The sequence below is a fragment of the Streptomyces caniscabiei genome (assembly GCF_014930365.1).
Lineage (GTDB): Bacteria > Actinomycetota > Actinomycetes > Streptomycetales > Streptomycetaceae > Streptomyces > Streptomyces caniscabiei.
Window position 1 is genome coordinate 579,280 of sequence record NZ_JABXWI010000003.1, and the last position, 17,948, is coordinate 597,227.

At 73.0% G+C, this 17,948-nt stretch carries 3 protein-coding genes; all 3 read right to left on the bottom strand.

Annotated elements, in window-relative coordinates; translation table 11 throughout:
* Positions 1–70: 70 nt before the first annotated feature.
* The 3 genes from HW837_RS10770 to HW837_RS10780 all read right to left on the bottom strand — a co-directional run bounded on the left by HW837_RS10770 (position 71) and on the right by HW837_RS10780 (position 17,947).
* Positions 71–13,831 (bottom strand): SDR family NAD(P)-dependent oxidoreductase, encoded by a 13,761-nt coding sequence (locus HW837_RS10770; RefSeq protein ID WP_193381251.1) that lies wholly within the window; start codon positions 13,829–13,831, stop codon positions 71–73.
* A 139-nt stretch (positions 13,832–13,970) separates the two neighbouring features.
* The gene (locus HW837_RS10775; RefSeq protein ID WP_193381252.1) at positions 13,971–15,560 is read right to left on the bottom strand and encodes an aspartate aminotransferase family protein; all 1,590 of its coding nucleotides are present in this window, start codon (positions 15,558–15,560) and stop codon (positions 13,971–13,973) included.
* A complete protein-coding gene (locus tag HW837_RS10780; protein ID WP_237270137.1) occupies positions 15,557–17,947 on the bottom strand; it encodes an ATP-binding protein in 2,391 nt (796 codons plus the stop codon). The genes HW837_RS10775 and HW837_RS10780 overlap by 4 nt, the downstream gene beginning before the upstream one ends.
* Position 17,948: the final 1 nt, after the last annotated feature.

The following is a 17,948-nucleotide window of genomic DNA, read 5'->3' on the forward strand; positions in this document are numbered from 1 at the left end:
GGGTCTCAACTCCAGGAAGAATGTGTGCGGTTGGAAAGAGGAAGGCGTCCGGGCCGCCGTGGGGCCCGGGTCAGTCGAGTTCGTCGAGAAGGGCGAAGAGTTCCTCGTCGGTCGCCGAGTCCAGGTCAGGCTCGCCGGCCGGGTCACCGGCGCCGTCGCCCGCGGCCGGGGGCGCTCCTTCGGCCAGGCGCAGCAGTTCACGCAGGCTGGACGCCACCTGGGTCCGGCCGGCCTCGTCACCGGCGGCGAGTGCCTCGATGGCCGTCCTGGCGCGTGCCAGGACGGAGAGAACGGGGCCGGCAGGTGTGGCGGGCTCCTCGCCCGCGGTGATCTCACCGGCCAGATGTCCGGCCAGGGCTGCGGGCGTGGGGTAGTCGAAGACGAGCGTCGAGGGCAGCCGCAGGCCGGTCGCGGCGTTGAGCTTGTTGCGCAGTTCCACCGCGGTCAGTGAATCGAAACCCAGCTCCTGGAACGAGCGCTCGGAGTCCACCGCGTCCTGCCCGGCGTGGCCGAGCACGTCGGCGGCCTGCGCACGTACCACATCGGCCAGTGCGGCCACGCGCTCGTCCGGTCCGAGTGCGGCGAGCTGCCGTACCAGGCTGGACGTGCTGTCGGACGACCGGTCGTTCGCGCCGGTCGTGCGGCGGGACGCGGCGGGTGCCAGGTGGCGCAGCAGTGGATGCGCCCGCTCACCCTGGCGGCGCAGCACCTGGGTGTCGAGGTGCACCGCCGCCGTCACCGCTTCCGGCCCGACGACGGCGGCGTCGAACAGGTCCATCGCCGTGTCCGAGGGCAGCGGCCGCAGCCCCAGCCGGGCCAGCCGTCGCAGGTCCGCCTGCGACAGGCCGCCACTGATCGTGCTCGACTCCTGCCACAGCCCCCACGCCACCGATGTGCCGGGCAGTCCGGACGCGCGGCGGTGGGCCGCCAAGGCGTCCAGGAAGGTGTTGCCCGCCGCGTAGTTGGCCTGGCCGGCGTTGCCGATGAGCCCTGCTACGGAGGAGTACAGCACGAACGCCGACAGGGGGAGCTCACGCGTCAGCTCGTGCAGGTTCCAGGCCGCGTCGATCTTCGGCCGTACCACCGCGTCCAGCCGGTCGGTGGTCAGGTCCCCGATGACGGTGTCGTCCAGCACTCCCGCGGTGTGCACCACCGCGCACAGCGGGGCGGCCCGCGGCACACGATCCAGGACGGCGGCCAGCTCGGCACGGTCGGCGACGTCGCAGGCGGCGAAGTCGACCACGGCGCCCAGCTCCTCCAGTCGCGCGCGCAGTTCGTCGGCGCCCGGAGCGTGGGCACCTCGTCGGCTGAGCAGCAACAGGCGCCGTGCTCCGTGTTCGGCCACCAGATGCCGGGCGACCAGGGCGCCCAGCGTGCCGGTCGCGCCCGTCACCAGCACGGTGCCCCGGTCCCAGCCAGGTTCCGAGCGCTCCCCGGCTTCGGCCGTGGGGCGGGCCAGGCGCGGCGTCAGCAGCCGTCCGTCCCGGATCGCGATCTGGGCCGCGCCGCTGTGCACGGCGTCGGCCACGTGCCGGAACTCCTCCTCGGTCCGGGACGTCGGGTCGGCGTCGACCAGGACGATACGGTCCGGGTTCTCGCTCTGCGCGACGCGCAGCAGGCCCCACAGTCCCGCGTGGGCCAGATCCGGCACGTCCTCGCCGGCGCCCGTCGACACCGCGCCCCGGGTCACCACGACCAGCCTGGCCGCGGCCAGCCGCCGGTCGGTCAGGAAGTCCCGCACCAGTTCCAGCGCCCGGTGCAGGACGCGGTGGGCGGCAGCGGGCAGGCCCGGACCGGAGGCGGTGGCCTCCTCAAGGGTTTCCGGTGCCCACACGACCGTGTGCGCACCGGCCTCGGCCCCTGCCGCCAGGTCCGGGTACGACGGCATCGGCGCGTGCGCCCACCGGCCCACGGCGGCCCAGCCGGAGGTGTCCGGCTCCGAGCCGGTGTCCGGCACGTCGGCCGCCCATCGCACCGCGAACAGGCCGTCCGGCCCGGCACCGGCGAGGCGCAGCGCGTCGCGCGCCAGGGGGCGCAGCACCAGCGACCCCGCCGACAGCACCGGCATGCCGGCGCCGTCGGCCACGGTCACGCCGGCTTCCAGCGTCTCGGGCTGCGGCCGCGTCACCGCGAGACGGACCCTGAGCACCGCGGCGCCCGCCGCGTGCACCCGCACGTCGGACCAGGCGTAGGGGATCCTGGCCGGCACCGTCTCGTCGTCCGCCACTCCGGGCAGCAACGCGTGCAGCGCCGCGTCCAGGGCCGCCGGGTGCAGCAGGTACGCGCTCGCGCTGTCGCGCAGGGCGTCGGGCAGCGCGATCTCGGCGTGCAGCTCGCCCGGGGTGCGCCACAGTCGTCGCAGGCCGCGGAAGGCGGGGCCGTAGGCGTAGCCGTGCTCGCCGAGCCGCTCGTAGGCGGTGCTCAGGTCGATCTCCTCGGCTCCGGCCGGTGGCCATGCCACCAGCGCGGTGTCACCGCCGGTGGGCTGCTCGGAGTCGAGCGTGCCGCTGGCGTTGAGGACCCAGTCGCCGTCCGCGGTGCGCGAGTGGATGTCCAGGGTGCGTGCCGACCGCTCGTCGGGGGCGCCGACGGCGACCTGCAGCCGCACACCCTCGTGGGCCGACAGCACGAGCGGGGCGGCCAGGTTCAGTTCGGCGACCCGCTCGGCGCCGACCTGCTCCGCGGCCCGCGCGGCCAGTTCGAGCAGCGCCGTGCCGGGCAGCAGTGCCGACCCGGCGACGACGTGGTCCGCGAGCCACGGCTGCGTGTGCAGGGAGAGGCGTCCGGTGAACAGTGTCTCGTCCCGGCCCGCGACGCCCACGGCGGCCCCGAGCAGCGGGTGGTCCGCCGCGGTGAGGCCAAGGCCGGTGAGATCGCCGGTCGTGGCCGGCGCGTCGAGCCAGTACCGGGAGTGCTGGAAGGCGTAGGTGGGCAGCGGTATCCGGCGGGCCGCGGGCAGGGCGGCAGACCAGTCGACGTCAGCGCCACCCATCCACAGCAGCGCGAGGGCGCCGGTGACGGTCTCGGTCTCCGGCCGGCCCTTGCGCAGGGCCGGGGCGAGGACCCCGGGTTCCTCGTCGTCGAGGGCTTGTCGGGTCAGTGCGGTCAGGGTGCCGTCCGGACCCAACTCGACGAAACGGGACACACCCCGCTCCCGCAGACACCGCACACCGTCAGCGAAACGCACCGCCTCACGCACATGACGCACCCAGTAATCCGCCGAAGCCAACTCCTCGGCACCCGCCACCACACCCGACACATTCGACACCACCGGAATACGCGGCACACCGAACACCAACCCGGCAACCACCTCCCGGAACTCCCCCAACACCCCCTCCATGTGCGGCGAATGAAACGCGTGCGACACCGCCAACCGCCGCGTCCGCACCCCCTTCTCCCGCCACACCCGCACAACCTCCTCCACCGCACCCACATCACCCGACACCACCGTCGCCACCGGACCGTTCACCGCCGCGACCACCACCACACCAAGACCCGGATCCACCCCCTCCAACGACGCGGCAACCTCCAACTCCCCCGCCTCCACCGCCGCCATCGCACCACCCGAACGAGCCGACCCCATCAACCGACCCCGCTCAGCCACCAACACACACGCATCCGCCAGACCCAACACCCCCGACACATGCGCCGCCACCACCTCACCCACCGAATGCCCCAACAGGAAATGCGGCGTCACACCGTGGTGCTCGAAGAGGCGGAACAGCGCCACCTCCAGGGCGAACAGGGCGGCCTGCGTGTACGCGGTCTCGTCCAGCAACGCGGCCCGCGCCGACCCTTCCTCGGCGAACATGACGTCCTTGAGAGGGTGTTCCAGGCGGGCGTCCAGCTCGGCGCAGACCTCGTCCAGGGCGCGGGCGAAGACCGGCTGGGCCGCGTACAACTCCCGTCCCATGCCCAGTCGCTGCGCCCCCTGGCCGGTGAACAGGAAGGCTGTCTTGCCCGGCTGCTTGGCCCGGCCCCGCACCGACCGGGGCGAGGACGTTCCGTCGGCCAGGGCGTCCAGCGCGTCCAGGAGCGAGGTCCGGTCGCTGCCGAGTACGGCGGCGCCGTGGTCCAGGACCGCGCGGCCGGTGGCCAGGGAGTACGCGATGTCGGTGGGGGCGAGTTCGGCGTGCTCGACGACGTGGGCGTGCAGGCGTCGGGCCTGTGCGGCCAGAGCCTGCGGGGTGCGTGCTGTGAGGATCCACGGCACTGTGGCTCCGTCGACGGGAGTGGCGGCGGCCGGCACGGACGGCTGCGGCGCCTCCTCGATGATGACGTGGGCGTTGGTGCCACTGATCCCGAAGGACGAGACGCCGGCCCGGCGCGGCCGGCCCTGGACGGCCGGCCACTGGCGGTCCTCGGTCAGCAGCGTCAGCGCGCCCGATTCCCAGTCGACATGCCGCGAGGGCTCGTCCACGTGCAGCGTTCTGGGCAGCACGCCGTGGTGCATGGCCTGGACCATCTTGATGACACCGCCCACACCCGCGGCAGCCTGAGCATGCCCGATGTTGGACTTCAACGACCCCAACCACAACGGCCGGTCCGCACCCGGCCGCTCCTGACCATAGGTGTTCAACAACGCCTGCGCCTCGATCGGATCACCCAGCGTCGTCCCCGTCCCGTGCGCCTCCACCACATCCACATCCGCCGCACCCAACCGCGCACTCGCCAACGCCGCACGAATCACCCGCTCCTGCGACGGACCGTTCGGCGCCGTCAACCCATTGCTCGCACCGTCCTGATTCACAGCCGAACCCCGCACCACCGCCAGCACCGAATGCCCGTTGCGCCGCGCATCCGACAACCGCTCCACCAACAACAGCCCCACACCCTCCGACCACCCGGTGCCGTCCGCCGAAGCCGAGAACGCCTTGCACCGCCCGTCGGCGGCCAGACCACGCTGGCGAGAGAACTCGACGAACGTCGTCGGCTGCGCCATGACGGTCACACCGCCGGCCAGCGCGAGGTCGCACTCACCGCCACGCAGGGCGCCCGCCGCCAGGTGCAACGCCACCAGCGACGACGAGCACGCCGTGTCGACCGTCATCGCGGGCCCTTCGAGGCCGTAGGTGTAGGCGATGCGTCCGGACAGGACACTGGAGAGGTTGCCGGCGAGCAGGAAGCCCTCCAGCTCGCCCGCGGAGGAGGCGATCCGGGCGGCGTAGTCGTCGTACATCGCGCCGGTGAAGACGCCGGTGCGCGACCCCCGCAACGAACCCGGATCCACCCCCGCGCTCTCGAACGCCTCCCACGCCGTCTCCAGCAACAACCGCTGCTGCGGATCCACCGCCGTCGCCTCACGCGGCGACATCCCGAAAAACTCCGGATCGAACAGATCCGCATCATGCAAGAACCCGCCATGCCGCGTATAACTCGACCCCGCACGCTCCGGATCAGGGTCGTACAACCCCTCCAGATCCCACCCCCGATTCGACGGAAACCCACTGACCGCGTCCACCCCACCGGCCACCAACCGCCACAACCCCTCCGGCGACGACACACCACCCGGATAACGACACGCCATCCCCACGATCGCGATCGGCTCGTCCGCGCCGCCCAGGGACCGGACGCGTCCGGTCCCGGCCGGCTTCCCCTGCTCGACGACGCGCGCCAGAAGGTAGGTGGCCACGGCGTCCGGCGCGGGGTGGTCGAAGACGAGGGTGGCGGGCAGCCGCAGGCCCGTGGCCCGGGCGAGCTGGTTGCGCAGTTCGACGGCGGCCATGGAGTCGAGGCCGATGTCGCTGAAGGCCCGCTCCGGGGCGATGGCACCGGCACCCGTGTGTCCCAGGACGGCGGCGACCTTGCCTCGGACGAATTCGAGGACGGCTTCCTCGCGCGCCTCGGCGGGGAGCTGGGCGATACGGCGCGTCCAGTCGGACGCCGCCGCGGCGGTCGGCCGGGACCGCGCGGCGGCCGGCCGCGTCCGCGGTGCGAGGTGGCGCAGAAGCGGATGCGTCGCGTCGGCCGCCGTCCTCGCCGGCCGCAGGGGCACGAGGGCCAGCAGGGGGGTGTCCGCGGCCAGGGCGGCGTCGAACAGGGCCAGGCCGCGCTCGGGGGTGAGCGGCGTGATGCCTGCCCGCTCCCAGCGGGCCGTCTCGGTGTCGCCGAGGGCGGCGCCCATGCCGTGCGCGGTGTCCCACAGGCCCCAGGCCAGGGAGGTCGCGGGCAGGCCGTGGGCACGCCGGTGCTGCGCCAGGGCGTCCAGCGAGGTGTTGGCGGCCGCGTAGTTGGCCTGCCCGGCGGTGCCGAGGAGGCCGGTGACCGAGGAGAACAGCACGAAGGCCCGTAGGTCGAGGCCCTCGGTGAGTTCGTGCAGATGCCGGGCGGCGTCCGCTTTGGGTGCCAGGACGGCGTCCAGGCGCTCGGGGGTCAGCGACAGGACGGTCGAGTCGTCCAGGACGCCGGCGGTGTGCACCACGGCGGTCAGGGGCCGGTCCTGCGGGACGGAGTCCAGGAGCGCCGCGAGGGCCGCGCGATCGGTGACGTCGGCTGCGGCGATGCGTACCTGTGCACCCAAGTCGGTCAGTTCGGCGGCGAGTTCGCTCGCGCCGGGCGCGTGGGGGCCGCGCCGGGCGGCCAGCAGCAGGTGGCGTACGCCGTGCTCGGTGACCAGGTGGCGGGCGAGCAGTGCGCCGAGGGCGCCGGTGCCGCCGGTGATCAGGACCGTGCCGTCCGGGTCGAGGCGGGTCCGGTCCGCATCCGTGCCGGGGGCGGTCGGGCCGAGTCGGGGCACCCTCAACTGCCCCGCGCGCACGGCGATCTGGGGCTCGCCGGTGGCGAGGGCGGCGGTGAGCTGGTCGTCGGTGGAGTCGGGGTCGAGGTCGACGAGAACCAGTCGGTCGGGGTGCTCGGACTGTGCGGCGCGCACGAGGCCCCACACCGAGGCCGCGGCGAGGTCGGTGACGTCCTCGCCCGGCAGGACACCGATCGCCGAACGCGTCACCAGGGCCAGGCGGGCGTCGGTGAACCTCTCGTCGGCCAGGAACTCCTGGACCATACGCAGGGCGCGGTGCACGGCGGCGTGGCCGCCGTCCTCGGGAGACGACAGGTCGTGGAGGCGTACGACGACGGTGTCGGCCGGTGCGACGGCACCGAGGTCTTCGGCCGCCTCGACCCGGTTGGCGGACGCCTGCCCCGGTGTCGGGGCGAGGGCCGACCATCGCACCTCGTACAGCGCGGAGTGGGTCGCGGGGGCGGGGGTCGCCGGGAGGTTCCTGGCGACGGGGCGCAGCGTCAGGGCCGCCACGTCGGCCACCGGGGCGCCGGTGGGGTCGGTCAGGGAGAGGGCGAAGCTGTCGGTGCCCCGGGGGCTGACGCGGACCCGCAGTTCGGTGGCGCCCGTGGCATGGATCGTGACGCCGGACCAGGCGAACGGCAGCCGGATCGAATCGCCGGACCCGGCGGATGCGGCGTGCAGGACAAGAGGGTGCAGGGCGGCGTCGAACAGCGCGGGGTGCAGGGCGAAGCGGTCGGCGCCGTCCTGGCCTGGCTCGGGCAGCCGTATCTCGGCGTACAGGTCCTGGCCGTCGCGCCAGGCGGCCACCAGGCCCTGGAAGGCGGGACCGTAGCCGTAGCCCAGTCCTGCCAGGCGGGCGTAGACGTCTGTGAGCGGTTCGGGTTCGGCCGTGGCGGGCGGCCAGGGCGCCGGATCGCCGGCCTCCGGTGCCGGAACGCCATGCCGGGCGAGCGTGCCCGTGGCATGCCGGGTCCACCGGCGGCGGGCTTCGTCGTCGGTGTCGGGGCCGGCGTGGATGGTGAAGGCCCGTCGGCCCGAGGCGTCGGGCCCGCCGACCGTCACCTGGAGGCGGACGCTCTGTCCGGGGGCCAGCGGCAGGGGGGCCTGCAGCGTGAGGTCCTCGACGTGCGGTGCGTCCGTGATGTCGCCTGCGGCGACGGCGAGTTCCAGGAAGGCCGTGGCCGGCAGCAGCCCGGTGCCTTCGATGGCGTGGTCGGCGAGCCAGGGGTGGCTGCTCAGGGAGAGACGGCTGGTGAGGACGGTGTCGTCGCTGTCGGCCAGTTCGACGACGGTCGCGAGCAGGGGGTGGTCGGCGGTGTCCAGGCCGAGGCCTCGCGGGTGTACGGGGGGCTGGGGGGCCAGCCAGAAGTGTTCCCGCTGGAACGGGTAGGTGGGCAGGTCGAGGAGACTCTCGCCGGGGAAGAAGCCGGTCCCGTCGAGGGGAGCACCGGCGGTGTGGGCGCGGGCGACGCCTTCGGCCAGGGTGAGCGTCTCGGGGTGGCCCTGGCGCAGGAGAGCGACGGCGGTCGTGTGGTCGCCGGTGTCGTCGAGCGCGCCGTGGACGAGCGCGGTGAGCACGGCGGCGGGGCCGAGTTCGACGAAGACGTCGGTGCCGTGGCGGGCCAGTTCCCGGGTGGCGTCCAGGAAGCGCACTCCGGCGCGGACCTGTCCGCTCCAGTAGTCCGGCGACGTCAGTTCGGCCGGGTCCGCGAGCCTGCCGGTCACGGTGGACACCAGGGGGATGGCGGCCGGCCTGAAGTCGAGGCCCGCGGCGATCTCGCCGAACTCGTCGAGGATGCCGTCCATGTGCGGCGAGTGGAACGCATGGCTCACCCGCAGCTCGGTGGTCTGGCGACCTCGTGCACGCCAGAGTCCGGCGACGGCACGTGCGGTGTCGGCGTCGCCGGAGATCACCACGGAGCGGGGGCCGTTGACGGCGGCGACGGACACCGCGTCCTCGTGGCCGGCCAGCGTGGGCAGCACTTCCTCCTCGGCGGCCTGCACGGCGATCATGGCGCCGCCGGGGTCGGCGGAGGCCATCAGACGGGCGCGGGCGGTCACGAGGGCGGCGGCGTCGTCGAGGGTGAGCACCCCTGCCGCGTGGGCGGCGGCGAGTTCACCGATGGAGTGTCCGGCCACGAAGTCCGGCGTCATGCCGTGGTGGGCGAGGAGCCGGAACAGGGCGACTTCGAGGGCGAACAGGGCGGGCTGGGTGTAGGCGGTCCGATGCAGCAGGGCGGCGTCCGGGTCGTCCTCGGCGGCGAACATCACCGCGCGCAGGGGCCGTTCCAGACGGTCGGCGAACGCGGCGCACACCTCGTCCAGCGCCTCGGCGAAGACGGGGTCGGCGGCGTACAGCTCACGGCCCATGCCGTTGCGCTGGGCGCCCTGGCCGGTGAACAGGAAGGCGGTGCGAGTGGCGTCGGCGGCGCGGCCGGTGATCAGGTTCGCCGTCGTGTCCCCGGCGGCCAGCGCCTCCAGGGCCGTCAGGCGCTCCTCGACCGTGTCGCCCAGGACGGCGGCCCGTTCCGCGAAGGTGGTGCGGGTGGCGGCCAGCGACCGGCCGACGGCGGTGGCATCGGTGTCCGCGCCGAGCCGCGGGCGCAGCCGCGCGGCCTGGGCGCGCAGCGCCGACAGGTCGCGGGCGGACAGCAGCCAAGGGCCCGGGACGCCGATGCGGGGGCTCGGCTCGGATTCGGTCACCGGCTCGTCAGCGGGGTCGTGTTCCAGGACGACGTGCGCGTTGGTACCGCTGATCCCGAAGGAGGAGACGGCCGCCCGGCGGGGCCCCTCGCCCGTGTCGGGCCAGGGCGTGGTGTCCGTGAGAAGGGAGACAGGGCCGGCGGACCAGTCGACGTGCGGGGTGGGCTCGTCCACGTGCAGTGTCCTGGGCAGGACGCCGTGCCGCATGGCCTGCACCATCTTGATGACCCCGCCGACGCCGGCGGCGGCCTGGGCGTGCCCGATGTTGGACTTCAGCGAGCCCAGGCGGAGCGGCGCGGAGGCGTCCCGGCCACTGCCGTAGGTGGCGATGATCGCCTCGGCCTCGATCGGGTCGCCGAGCCGGGTGCCGGTGCCGTGCGCCTCCACGGCGTCCACGTCGGTGGGGGTGAGGCGGGCGTCGGCCAGGGCCTGGCGGATGACGCGCTGCTGGGCCAGCCCGCTGGGCGCGGTCAGGCCGTTGCTCGCGCCGTCCTGGTTGACCGCGGAGCCCCGGACGACGGCGAGGACCTTGTGGCCGTGGCGGCGGGCGTCGGAGAGCCGCTCGATCAGCAGCATGCCCACGCCCTCGCTCCAGCCGGTGCCGTCGGCGGCGGCCGCGAAGGACTTGCAGCGTCCGTCGGGGGCCAGGCCTCGCTGTCGGGAGAACTCCACGAACATGCCGGGCGAGGACATGACGGTGGCGCCGCCGGCCAGGGCCAGGTTGGTTTCCCCGGCGCGCAGGGACCGGATCGCGAGATGCAGGGCGACCAGGGAGGACGAGCAGGCCGTGTCGACCGTCACCGCCGGGCCGAGCAGACCGAGCTGGTAGGCGATGCGCCCCGACATCACACTGGATGTGCTCCCGGTGAGGACGTGGCCGTGGACGCTGTGCGGCGCGTCCTGCAGCCTGGGCCCGTACTCCAGCGCGGTCGCGCCGACGAAGACGCCGGTGCGGGTGCCGTGCAGGGAGGCGGGCAGTACGCCGGCGCGTTCGACGGCCTCCCACGAGGTCTCCAGCAACAGCCGCTGCTGCGGGTCCATGGCCAGGGCCTCACGCGGCGAGATGCCGAAGAAGGCGGCGTCGAACTCCCCGGCGTCGTGCAGGAATCCGCCGTGGCTCACGGCGCTCTTGCCCTGCCTGCCGGGGTCGGGGTCGTACAGGTCGGCGTCCCAGCCCCGGTTGTCGGGGAAGGCGGAGACGGCGTCGATCTCGTCGACGAGGAGCCGCCACAGGTCTTCCGGTGACGCGACGTCGCCGGGGTAGCGGCAGGCCATGCCGATGATCGCGATGGGCTCGTCGTCCGCGGTGCCGGGGCCTTCGGAACCCTCGTGCCCGGCGCCGAGGAGTTCGGCCGTGACGAACTCGGCGAGATCGGCGGGCGTGGGGTGGTCGAAGAGCGCTCCGGTGGGCAGCCGGAGGCCGGTCGCGGCGGCCAGGGAGGCACGCAGTTCGGTGAGCATCAGGGAGCTGAAGCCCAGCTCCCCGAAGGCGGTGCGGGGGGAGACGTGCTCGTCGGGAGCGTAGGCCAGTACGGCCCTGATGTGGGCGTCGACGAGGTCGCGCACGGCACGTGCGCGGTCGGCGGCGGGCAGTTCCGCCAGGTGTGCGCCCAGCTCCCCGCGCGGGCTCGGCACGGTGTCGGCGTCCGTGCCCTCCACACCGGCGGGGGCCGTCGGCGCCTCGGCGGGCTCGGGCGGCCCGGCTTGCGGGGTGTGCGCCGTGCCGGCGCGCGCGGTGGTGTCGAACCAGTGGTGCCTGCGCTGGAAGGCGTAGGTCGGCAGGTCGACACGTCGGGGGCCGTGCGCCTCGTACAGGGCGCCCCAGTCCACCTCCGCACCGTGGACGAACGCCGTGGCCAGCGCGGTCAGCAGGCTCTGCGGCTCGGGCCGGCCGCGGCGCAGCACGGAGACGGCCGTGGCGGCGTCGGGGTCCTGGAGGCTGTCGTGGGTGAGCGCGGACAGGACGCTGTCGGGCCCGACCTCGACGAAGGTGGTGACGCCTTCCGCCTCCAGTCCGCGGATGCCGTCGGCGAAGCGGACGGTCTGCCGGATGTGGCGGACCCAGTACCCCGGGGTGGTCAGGTCCCGCTCGTCGGCGAGCGCGCCGGTGAGGTTGGAGACCACGGGGATGGCCGGGGCGCGGAAGGTGAGGCCGGAGATCGCCTCGTGGAACTCGTCGAGCACGTCGTCCATGTGCGGCGAGTGGAAGGCGTGGCTGACGGTGAGCCGCGTGGTCTTGCGGCCCTGCGCGCGCAGCCGCTCGGCGACGGCCTCGGCCGCCTCGGCGTCGCCGGAGATCACGGTGGAGCGCGGGGAGTTGACGGCGGCGACAGCCACCGTCCCCTGATGGTCCGCGAGCAGGGCGGAGACCTCGTCCTCCGTCGCCTGTACGGCGATCATCGCGCCGCCGGCCGCGGCGGACTGCATCAGCCGGGCGCGCGCGGTGATCAGGACGGCCGCGTCGGCCAGGTCCAGGACGCCGGCCACGTGGGCGGCCGTGACCTCGCCCACGGAGTGGCCCGCGACGCGGTCAGGGCGGACGCCGAAGGACTCCAGGAGCCGGAAGAGCGCCACCTCCACGGCGAACAGGGCGGGCTGCGTCTGTGCCGTCTCGTCCAGGCCGTCGCCGGTGCGCACGGTGTCCGCCACCGGTCGGTCCAGATACGGGTCGAGGGCGGCGGCCACCTCGTCGAACGCCGCCGCGTAGACGGGGAACGCCTCGTACAGCTCCTGTCCCATGCCGAGGTGCTGGGCGCCCTGCCCGGTGAACAGGAAGGCCGTACGTCCCGCACGGACGCTGCCGGTGACCACGGCGGGTGACGGGGAGTTCCCGGCGAGTGCGGCGGTGCCCGCGAGCAGGCCCGGTGCGTCGGGTGAGAGGACCACGGCGCGATGCCGCAGGACGGCTCGGGTACGGGCCAGGGACCAGCCCACGTCGACGGGTGAGGCCTTGGTGACGGCCGGGGAGCTGCGCAGCCGGTCCGCCTGGGCGCGCAGGGCCGCCTGGTCGGCGCCCGAGATCACCCAGGGCAGCACGGGTGGCACTGTGCCGGCCCGGCGCAGTTCCGTGACGCTCGCCACGGGGTTCTCGGCGACCACGACATGGCAGTTGGTGCCGCCCATGCCGAAGGAGCTGACGCCGGCCACCAGGGGGCGCCCGGGGTCGGGCCAGGCGGTCAGTTCCCCCTGCACGCGCAGGCCCAGCTCGCCCAGGTTGATGGCGGGGTTGGGGGTCTCGAAGTTCAGGCTGGGCGGCAGGGCGCGATGGTGGATGCTCAGGAGGGTCTTGATGAGCCCGGCGATACCCGCCGCGCCCTCCAGATGCCCGATGTTGGTCTTCACCGAGCCGACGCGCAGAGGTTCACCAACCGGTCGTCCTGCACAGGCGCCGAGGGCCGAACCCACCGCCGTGGCCTCGATGGGGTCGCCGACGGGGGTGCCGGTGCCGTGCAGCTCCACGTACTGCACGTCCTCCACGTCGACGCGGGCCCTTTCGCGGGCGGTGCTCAGGACCTGTTCCTGGGCGATCCGGCCCGGCACTGTCAGATGAGTGGCGGCACCGTCGTGGTTGACCGCGCTGCCGCGGATGACGCCGTAGATCCGGTTGCCGTCGGTCAGGGCCGCCCGGAGCGTCTTCAGTACGACGACGCCGCCGCCCTCGCCGGGCACGAAGCCGTTGGCGCGCGCGTCGAAGGTGTACGTGGTCCCGTCCGGGGACAGCGCGCCGAACAGCTGCTCGGTGACTGTGTGCTCGGCGAGCAGGTTGAGGTTCACCCCGGCGGCGAGCGCGGCGGTGGACTCGCCGCCGCGCAGGCTCTCGCAGGCCAGGTGCACGGCGACCAGCGAGGAGGACTGGGCGGAGTCCACGGTCAAGCTCGGCCCGCGCAGCCCCAGGTGGTGGGAGACTCGGTTGGCGATCAGGCCGCGGTTGACGCCGGTCATGGTGTGCTGGGTGAGGACCTCGACGCCCTGCTGGTGGAGCAGGGTGGTGTAGTCGTCGCGCAGGGTCCCCACGAACACGGCGGTCCTGCTGTCCCGCAGGGACACCGGCACGATGCCCGCGTCCTCCAGAGCCTCCCAGGCGAGTTCCAGGACGAGCCGCTGCTGCGGGTCCATGGCGGCCGCCTCGCGGGGCGAGACGGCGAAGAAGGCGGCATCGAAGCCGCCCACGTCCGGCAGGAATCCGCCGCGCGTGATCGCGAGGGGCACGGCCGGGTCGAAGCGACCCTCGGGTACGTCGGTGATGGCACTGCTGCCGCTGCGCAGCAGCTCCCAGAACTCCGCGGCGGACGGGGCCCCGGGGAATCGGCAGGAGAGTCCCACGACGGCGATCGGCTCGTCGTGCCCGGGATAGCCGTCAACGACCGCCGGACCATGCTCGCTCATCATGAACTTCCGCTGCCCTTTCACTACTGGATTTCCCATGCGGGCCGACCTGGCGTTTTCGCGGGGCGGTCGGATTCCAGCGCCCGCACACCACGCGATGGTCAGATATTCGGAATTCACCACACGCTGTGGTGAAGGACGATCAGGAGACGAGAACCAGACGGTCGCCGGCCTGGTCGCGCACCAGGGCGCACACGTCCCGCAGGGCGTGTTCCAGACGGTCGATCTCCTCGTCGGTGAGCAGGACGGACGGCTCGAAGCGCAGCGTGTGCACGGCGCTGGCGGTCGGGAAGGTCCGGATGTCGTGCGCGTGCAGGAGGTGCCCGGCGACGACGTAGCCGAACAGCGAGGAGCGGGCGGCCTCCCGCAGCCTGTCGTCGGCGGCGTCGGACTGGTCGTGGAACTCGAAGCCCAGCATCAGGCCATGTCCGCGCACCTCCTTGACCACGTCCGGGAAGTCGCTGCGGATCCCGTGCAGCATCCCGGCCAGCGCGGTACCGCGCTCTTGCGCGAGGCGGTAGCCGCGGCCGCCGTCGGCCTCCAGCATGTCGAGGACCTTGAGGGCGATGTGGCAGGAGAAGCTGTCCTTGGCGAAGGTGGAGCTGTGCAGCAGCTCGAACTCGGGGCGGTAGCGTCCTTCACGCACCAGCGTCACGGACGCTTTGGCGATGCCACCGCCCAGGGACTTGGCGAAGACGTAGTAGTCGCCGCGCAGGCCGAGGCGGGTGGCACCCAGGAAGGTGCCGGTGCGGCCCAGGCCGCTCTGGATCTCGTCGATGACGACGGGGCAGTCGGCCTCTTCGGCGAACGCCTCGACCTCTTGGGCGAATTCGGCCGACAGCGGCCGGATGCCGCCCTCGCCCTGGATCGGTTCCAGCAGAAAAGCGCAGATGGTGTGGTGGTCGCGTTCGACCAGCCGGACAGTGCCGTCCTGCACGGCCGGCTCCAGGAGCGTGCCACGCTCTTCCTGGAGCACCTCCTTGAGCGCCTCGGGGCGGTCGCAGGGCACGAACCGGGCCTGCGCGCCGAGCGCCGCGAACGGGGTGCGGTAGGACTCGTTGTGCGTCAGCTGGACGCTGCCCATCAGCTTTCCGTGGAAGCCCGCCTTCAGGGCCACGAACACGGGGGGCTTCCCACGCCGCAGCTGGTTGCGACGTGCGATCTCCTCGATCAGCAGGTCGGCCACGTCCTGTTCCGCCGTGGGGCGGGGCAGGCCCAGGCGGGTCCACAGGGTGTCCGGCACCGTGGCCGCTCCCGCCCGCACGGTCTCCCGTACGCGCCGTGCGCTCGCCTCGATCTCCTCGAAGACCTTCGACAGGCGCATCACCCGGTCCAGTTCGGCATGTTTGAGCGCCACTTCGATGCCTTCGGCGCCGCTGTTCGCGAAGGTGGCGTAGTACGGCTCGTCGGAGCCGGTCTCCCGGTGGATGATCCGGTTGAGTTCGGCGGCGAGCCGGTTCGCGTACGGGTGCGAGGAGAACTGCGCGAGCACCGGGGTCTGTTCATCGAGGAGTTCCCGTGCGTGGGCCACGATGTCGGGATGGTTGTGCCCGAAAATCAGTGCCCCGTACCCGGCCGCGTAGTCGAGGACGGGTATCTCCTCTCCGTTCGCGCCTTTGCGGTAGAGCGTGTTGCCGCTCGCGCGCACGTACTCGACATCGAGACCGGCCGTGGAAAGCAGCCTACGCAAATTGGGTTCCGCGAGCTCGCGGACCACGGGTTCGGAATTCATGCCACTCCTTTTCGGATGCCCCGGAGACGCTTCCTGACATCCTGTTCCAGGTCGTCCCAGCGCGCGGTCACAGCGAGGTCATTCCGCACGGCCGGTGGCGGAGTGGTCGCCGGATTACCGGATATGTGCTGGGGCCGTTGCCGACGAGCGGCCGACAGGAGCAGTGTCGTCAGTTGCTCGCCGGTGGCCCGCGCGGGCCGCACCAGAGTCACCGACGTGGTGTGTCTCCTGCCGCCGGCCCAGGTCGGCCGGCGCAGCAGCAGTTCGGGCGTCGCGGCCGCGACCAGGAACAGGCGCCCTGATTCCGCGGAGCCGACGAGATCCTCGATGGCGTCCAGCACCCGGTCGTCGGCGCGGTGCAGGTCGTCGACACACAGCACCAGCAGTGTGTGCCGGGTCGCCGTGAGGAACAACTCCCGCCAGGCGTCGAGCACGTCGCTCATCGCGTCCGCTCCGGCAGGCGCCCTGTGCGTGGCATCGTGCACCGCGAGGAGCGGGGCGAGCCGGGACGACATGCGCTGCGCCGCCGCGGGAGAGCCGACGACCGCGCGCGCCCTGTCCGCCAGGGCGTCGCGTGCGGCTTCCGGTGTGGTGCCGGGCCCGATGCCGCAGAAAGCCGACAGGATCTCGGCCTGGGCCCGCAGGGGATGGTCGGTGGGCGTCGCAGGTGAATTGCCGGTCAGGAACAGCGGCGCGTCCGGCCGGCTGCCGAGCCACCGGCCGAACTCCCTGAGCAACTCGCTCTTTCCCGAGCCGCCCTCACCCAGGAGCGTGACCAGATGGGGAACCAGACGGTGCCGGGTCCGCTTCAACAAGCCCTGAAGCACCTCCAGTTCAAGGGCCCGGCCGGAGTTCCTGGCGTCGGCGGCGGGCCGCTCCCGCACTTCGAACGCCTGCCACGAAGCGGGCGAGGTCGCGGTGGGCAGGTAGGAGACGGCGTTCTCGGTGGCCGTCCGGACCGCGTCGCTGGCCCATACCTGTCCGGCAGGCACCTCGGCCAGCAGGAACTGGGAATCGTCGAGCGTCGCCCCGACCACCGTGGGCACGCCGTCCTGGCCGCGGCGGCGCATCCGCACCTCCCCCATGGTGACGCAGACGTGCACGGTCAGCCGCAACTGCCCGGCGTCGCGGGGCGTGGCGACATTCAGGACGTCACGCACAGCGAGTGCCGCCAGGGTGGCCTGCCGGACGTCGTCCGTGCCCGTCTCGTCCAGGCCGAACACGGCCAGCGACACCGACCCCAGACAGGCCGTCACGGTCCCCCCGAATCGTTCGATCTGTTCCCTGACGACTTCGGCCGCGCCGTCCAGCAGCTCGTCCAGGTCGTCACGGGCCTCGGCCCCCGGCTCCTGGGCGATCCGGGTGCGCACGGAGACCACGCTGACCGTGCGGCGGTCGCTCCCGGTCTGCGGCCCGGACGCGGCGGGAGCGTCGGAGACGGATGCGGCAGCCGTGAACGGGCTGTCCGGGATGTCCGTCCCGGAGCTGTTCAGCCCGGAGCTGTTCAGCCCGGTGCCGTCGCTCGGAACGGACGCGGGTTTCCGGCCGCTGGAGGGCACCAGCGCGGGACGCAGTCGGACACCGGGCCGTGCGGCCCGCGCGTCCGGTCCGGCCAGGGCCCCCCGTTGGACGGGGCGGTCCATCGACAGGGACGGGTCCTGAGTGAGGATCGCCTGCTGGAGCTGCTGAAGACCACGGCCGGGTTCCAGACCCAGGTTCTCCACCAGCGCCGCGCGCACCTGGCTGTAGGCATGGAGTGCTTCGGCCTGCCGGCCGCACCGGTACAACGCGAGCATCAGCTGTGCAGCTGATCGTTCCCGCAGCGGCTCGGCCTGCACCATGGTCTCCAGTTCGGGCAGGATCTCGTAGTGGCGACCGCACAGCAGCTGGGCGTCGAAGTAGTCCTCCGTGACATCGAGCCGGGTGCTCTGCACGGCCGCCAGTTCGGGCCAGTCCAGACCGGCCTCCACCAGATCGGCCAGGGCGGGTCCCCGCCACAGAGCCAGCGCCTCGCGCAGCAGCCCGGCCGCCGCCCGCGCGTCGCCCTCGGCCTGTTTCCGCCGGCCGAGGCCCACCCAGGTGTGGAACAGATGGAGGTCGACCTGCTCCGGATCCACGCGCAGCACATATCCGGGGGCCTGCGTCAGCAGCGAGGGAGCGTCGTCGCCGTCGACACCGCGGGACGAGGCGAGCACGCCGCGCAGCCCGTAGACCGCGTTCTGCAGTATCTTCCGGGCGGTCGTCGGCGCCTCCTCGACACCCCACAGGGCGTTCAGCAGTCGGCTGGTGGCGACCACCCGGTTGGCCTGAAGCAGCAGATACCCGAGAGTGGCGCGTTGTTTCGTTCCGCCGAGAGCGACGGTCCGCTCATCGACGACGACTTCCATC

Bases quoted from the DNA above. Each gene is read 5' to 3' on its own strand.
- HW837_RS10770 (WP_193381251.1), bottom strand. From the start codon at position 13,831: ATGATGAGCGAGCATGGTCCGGCGGTCGTTGACGGCTATCCCGGGCAC.
- HW837_RS10775 (WP_193381252.1), bottom strand. From the start codon at position 15,560: ATGAATTCCGAACCCGTGGTCCGCGAGCTCGCGGAACCCAATTTGCGT.
- HW837_RS10780 (WP_237270137.1), bottom strand. From the start codon at position 17,947: ATGGAAGTCGTCGTCGATGAGCGGACCGTCGCTCTCGGCGGAACGAAA.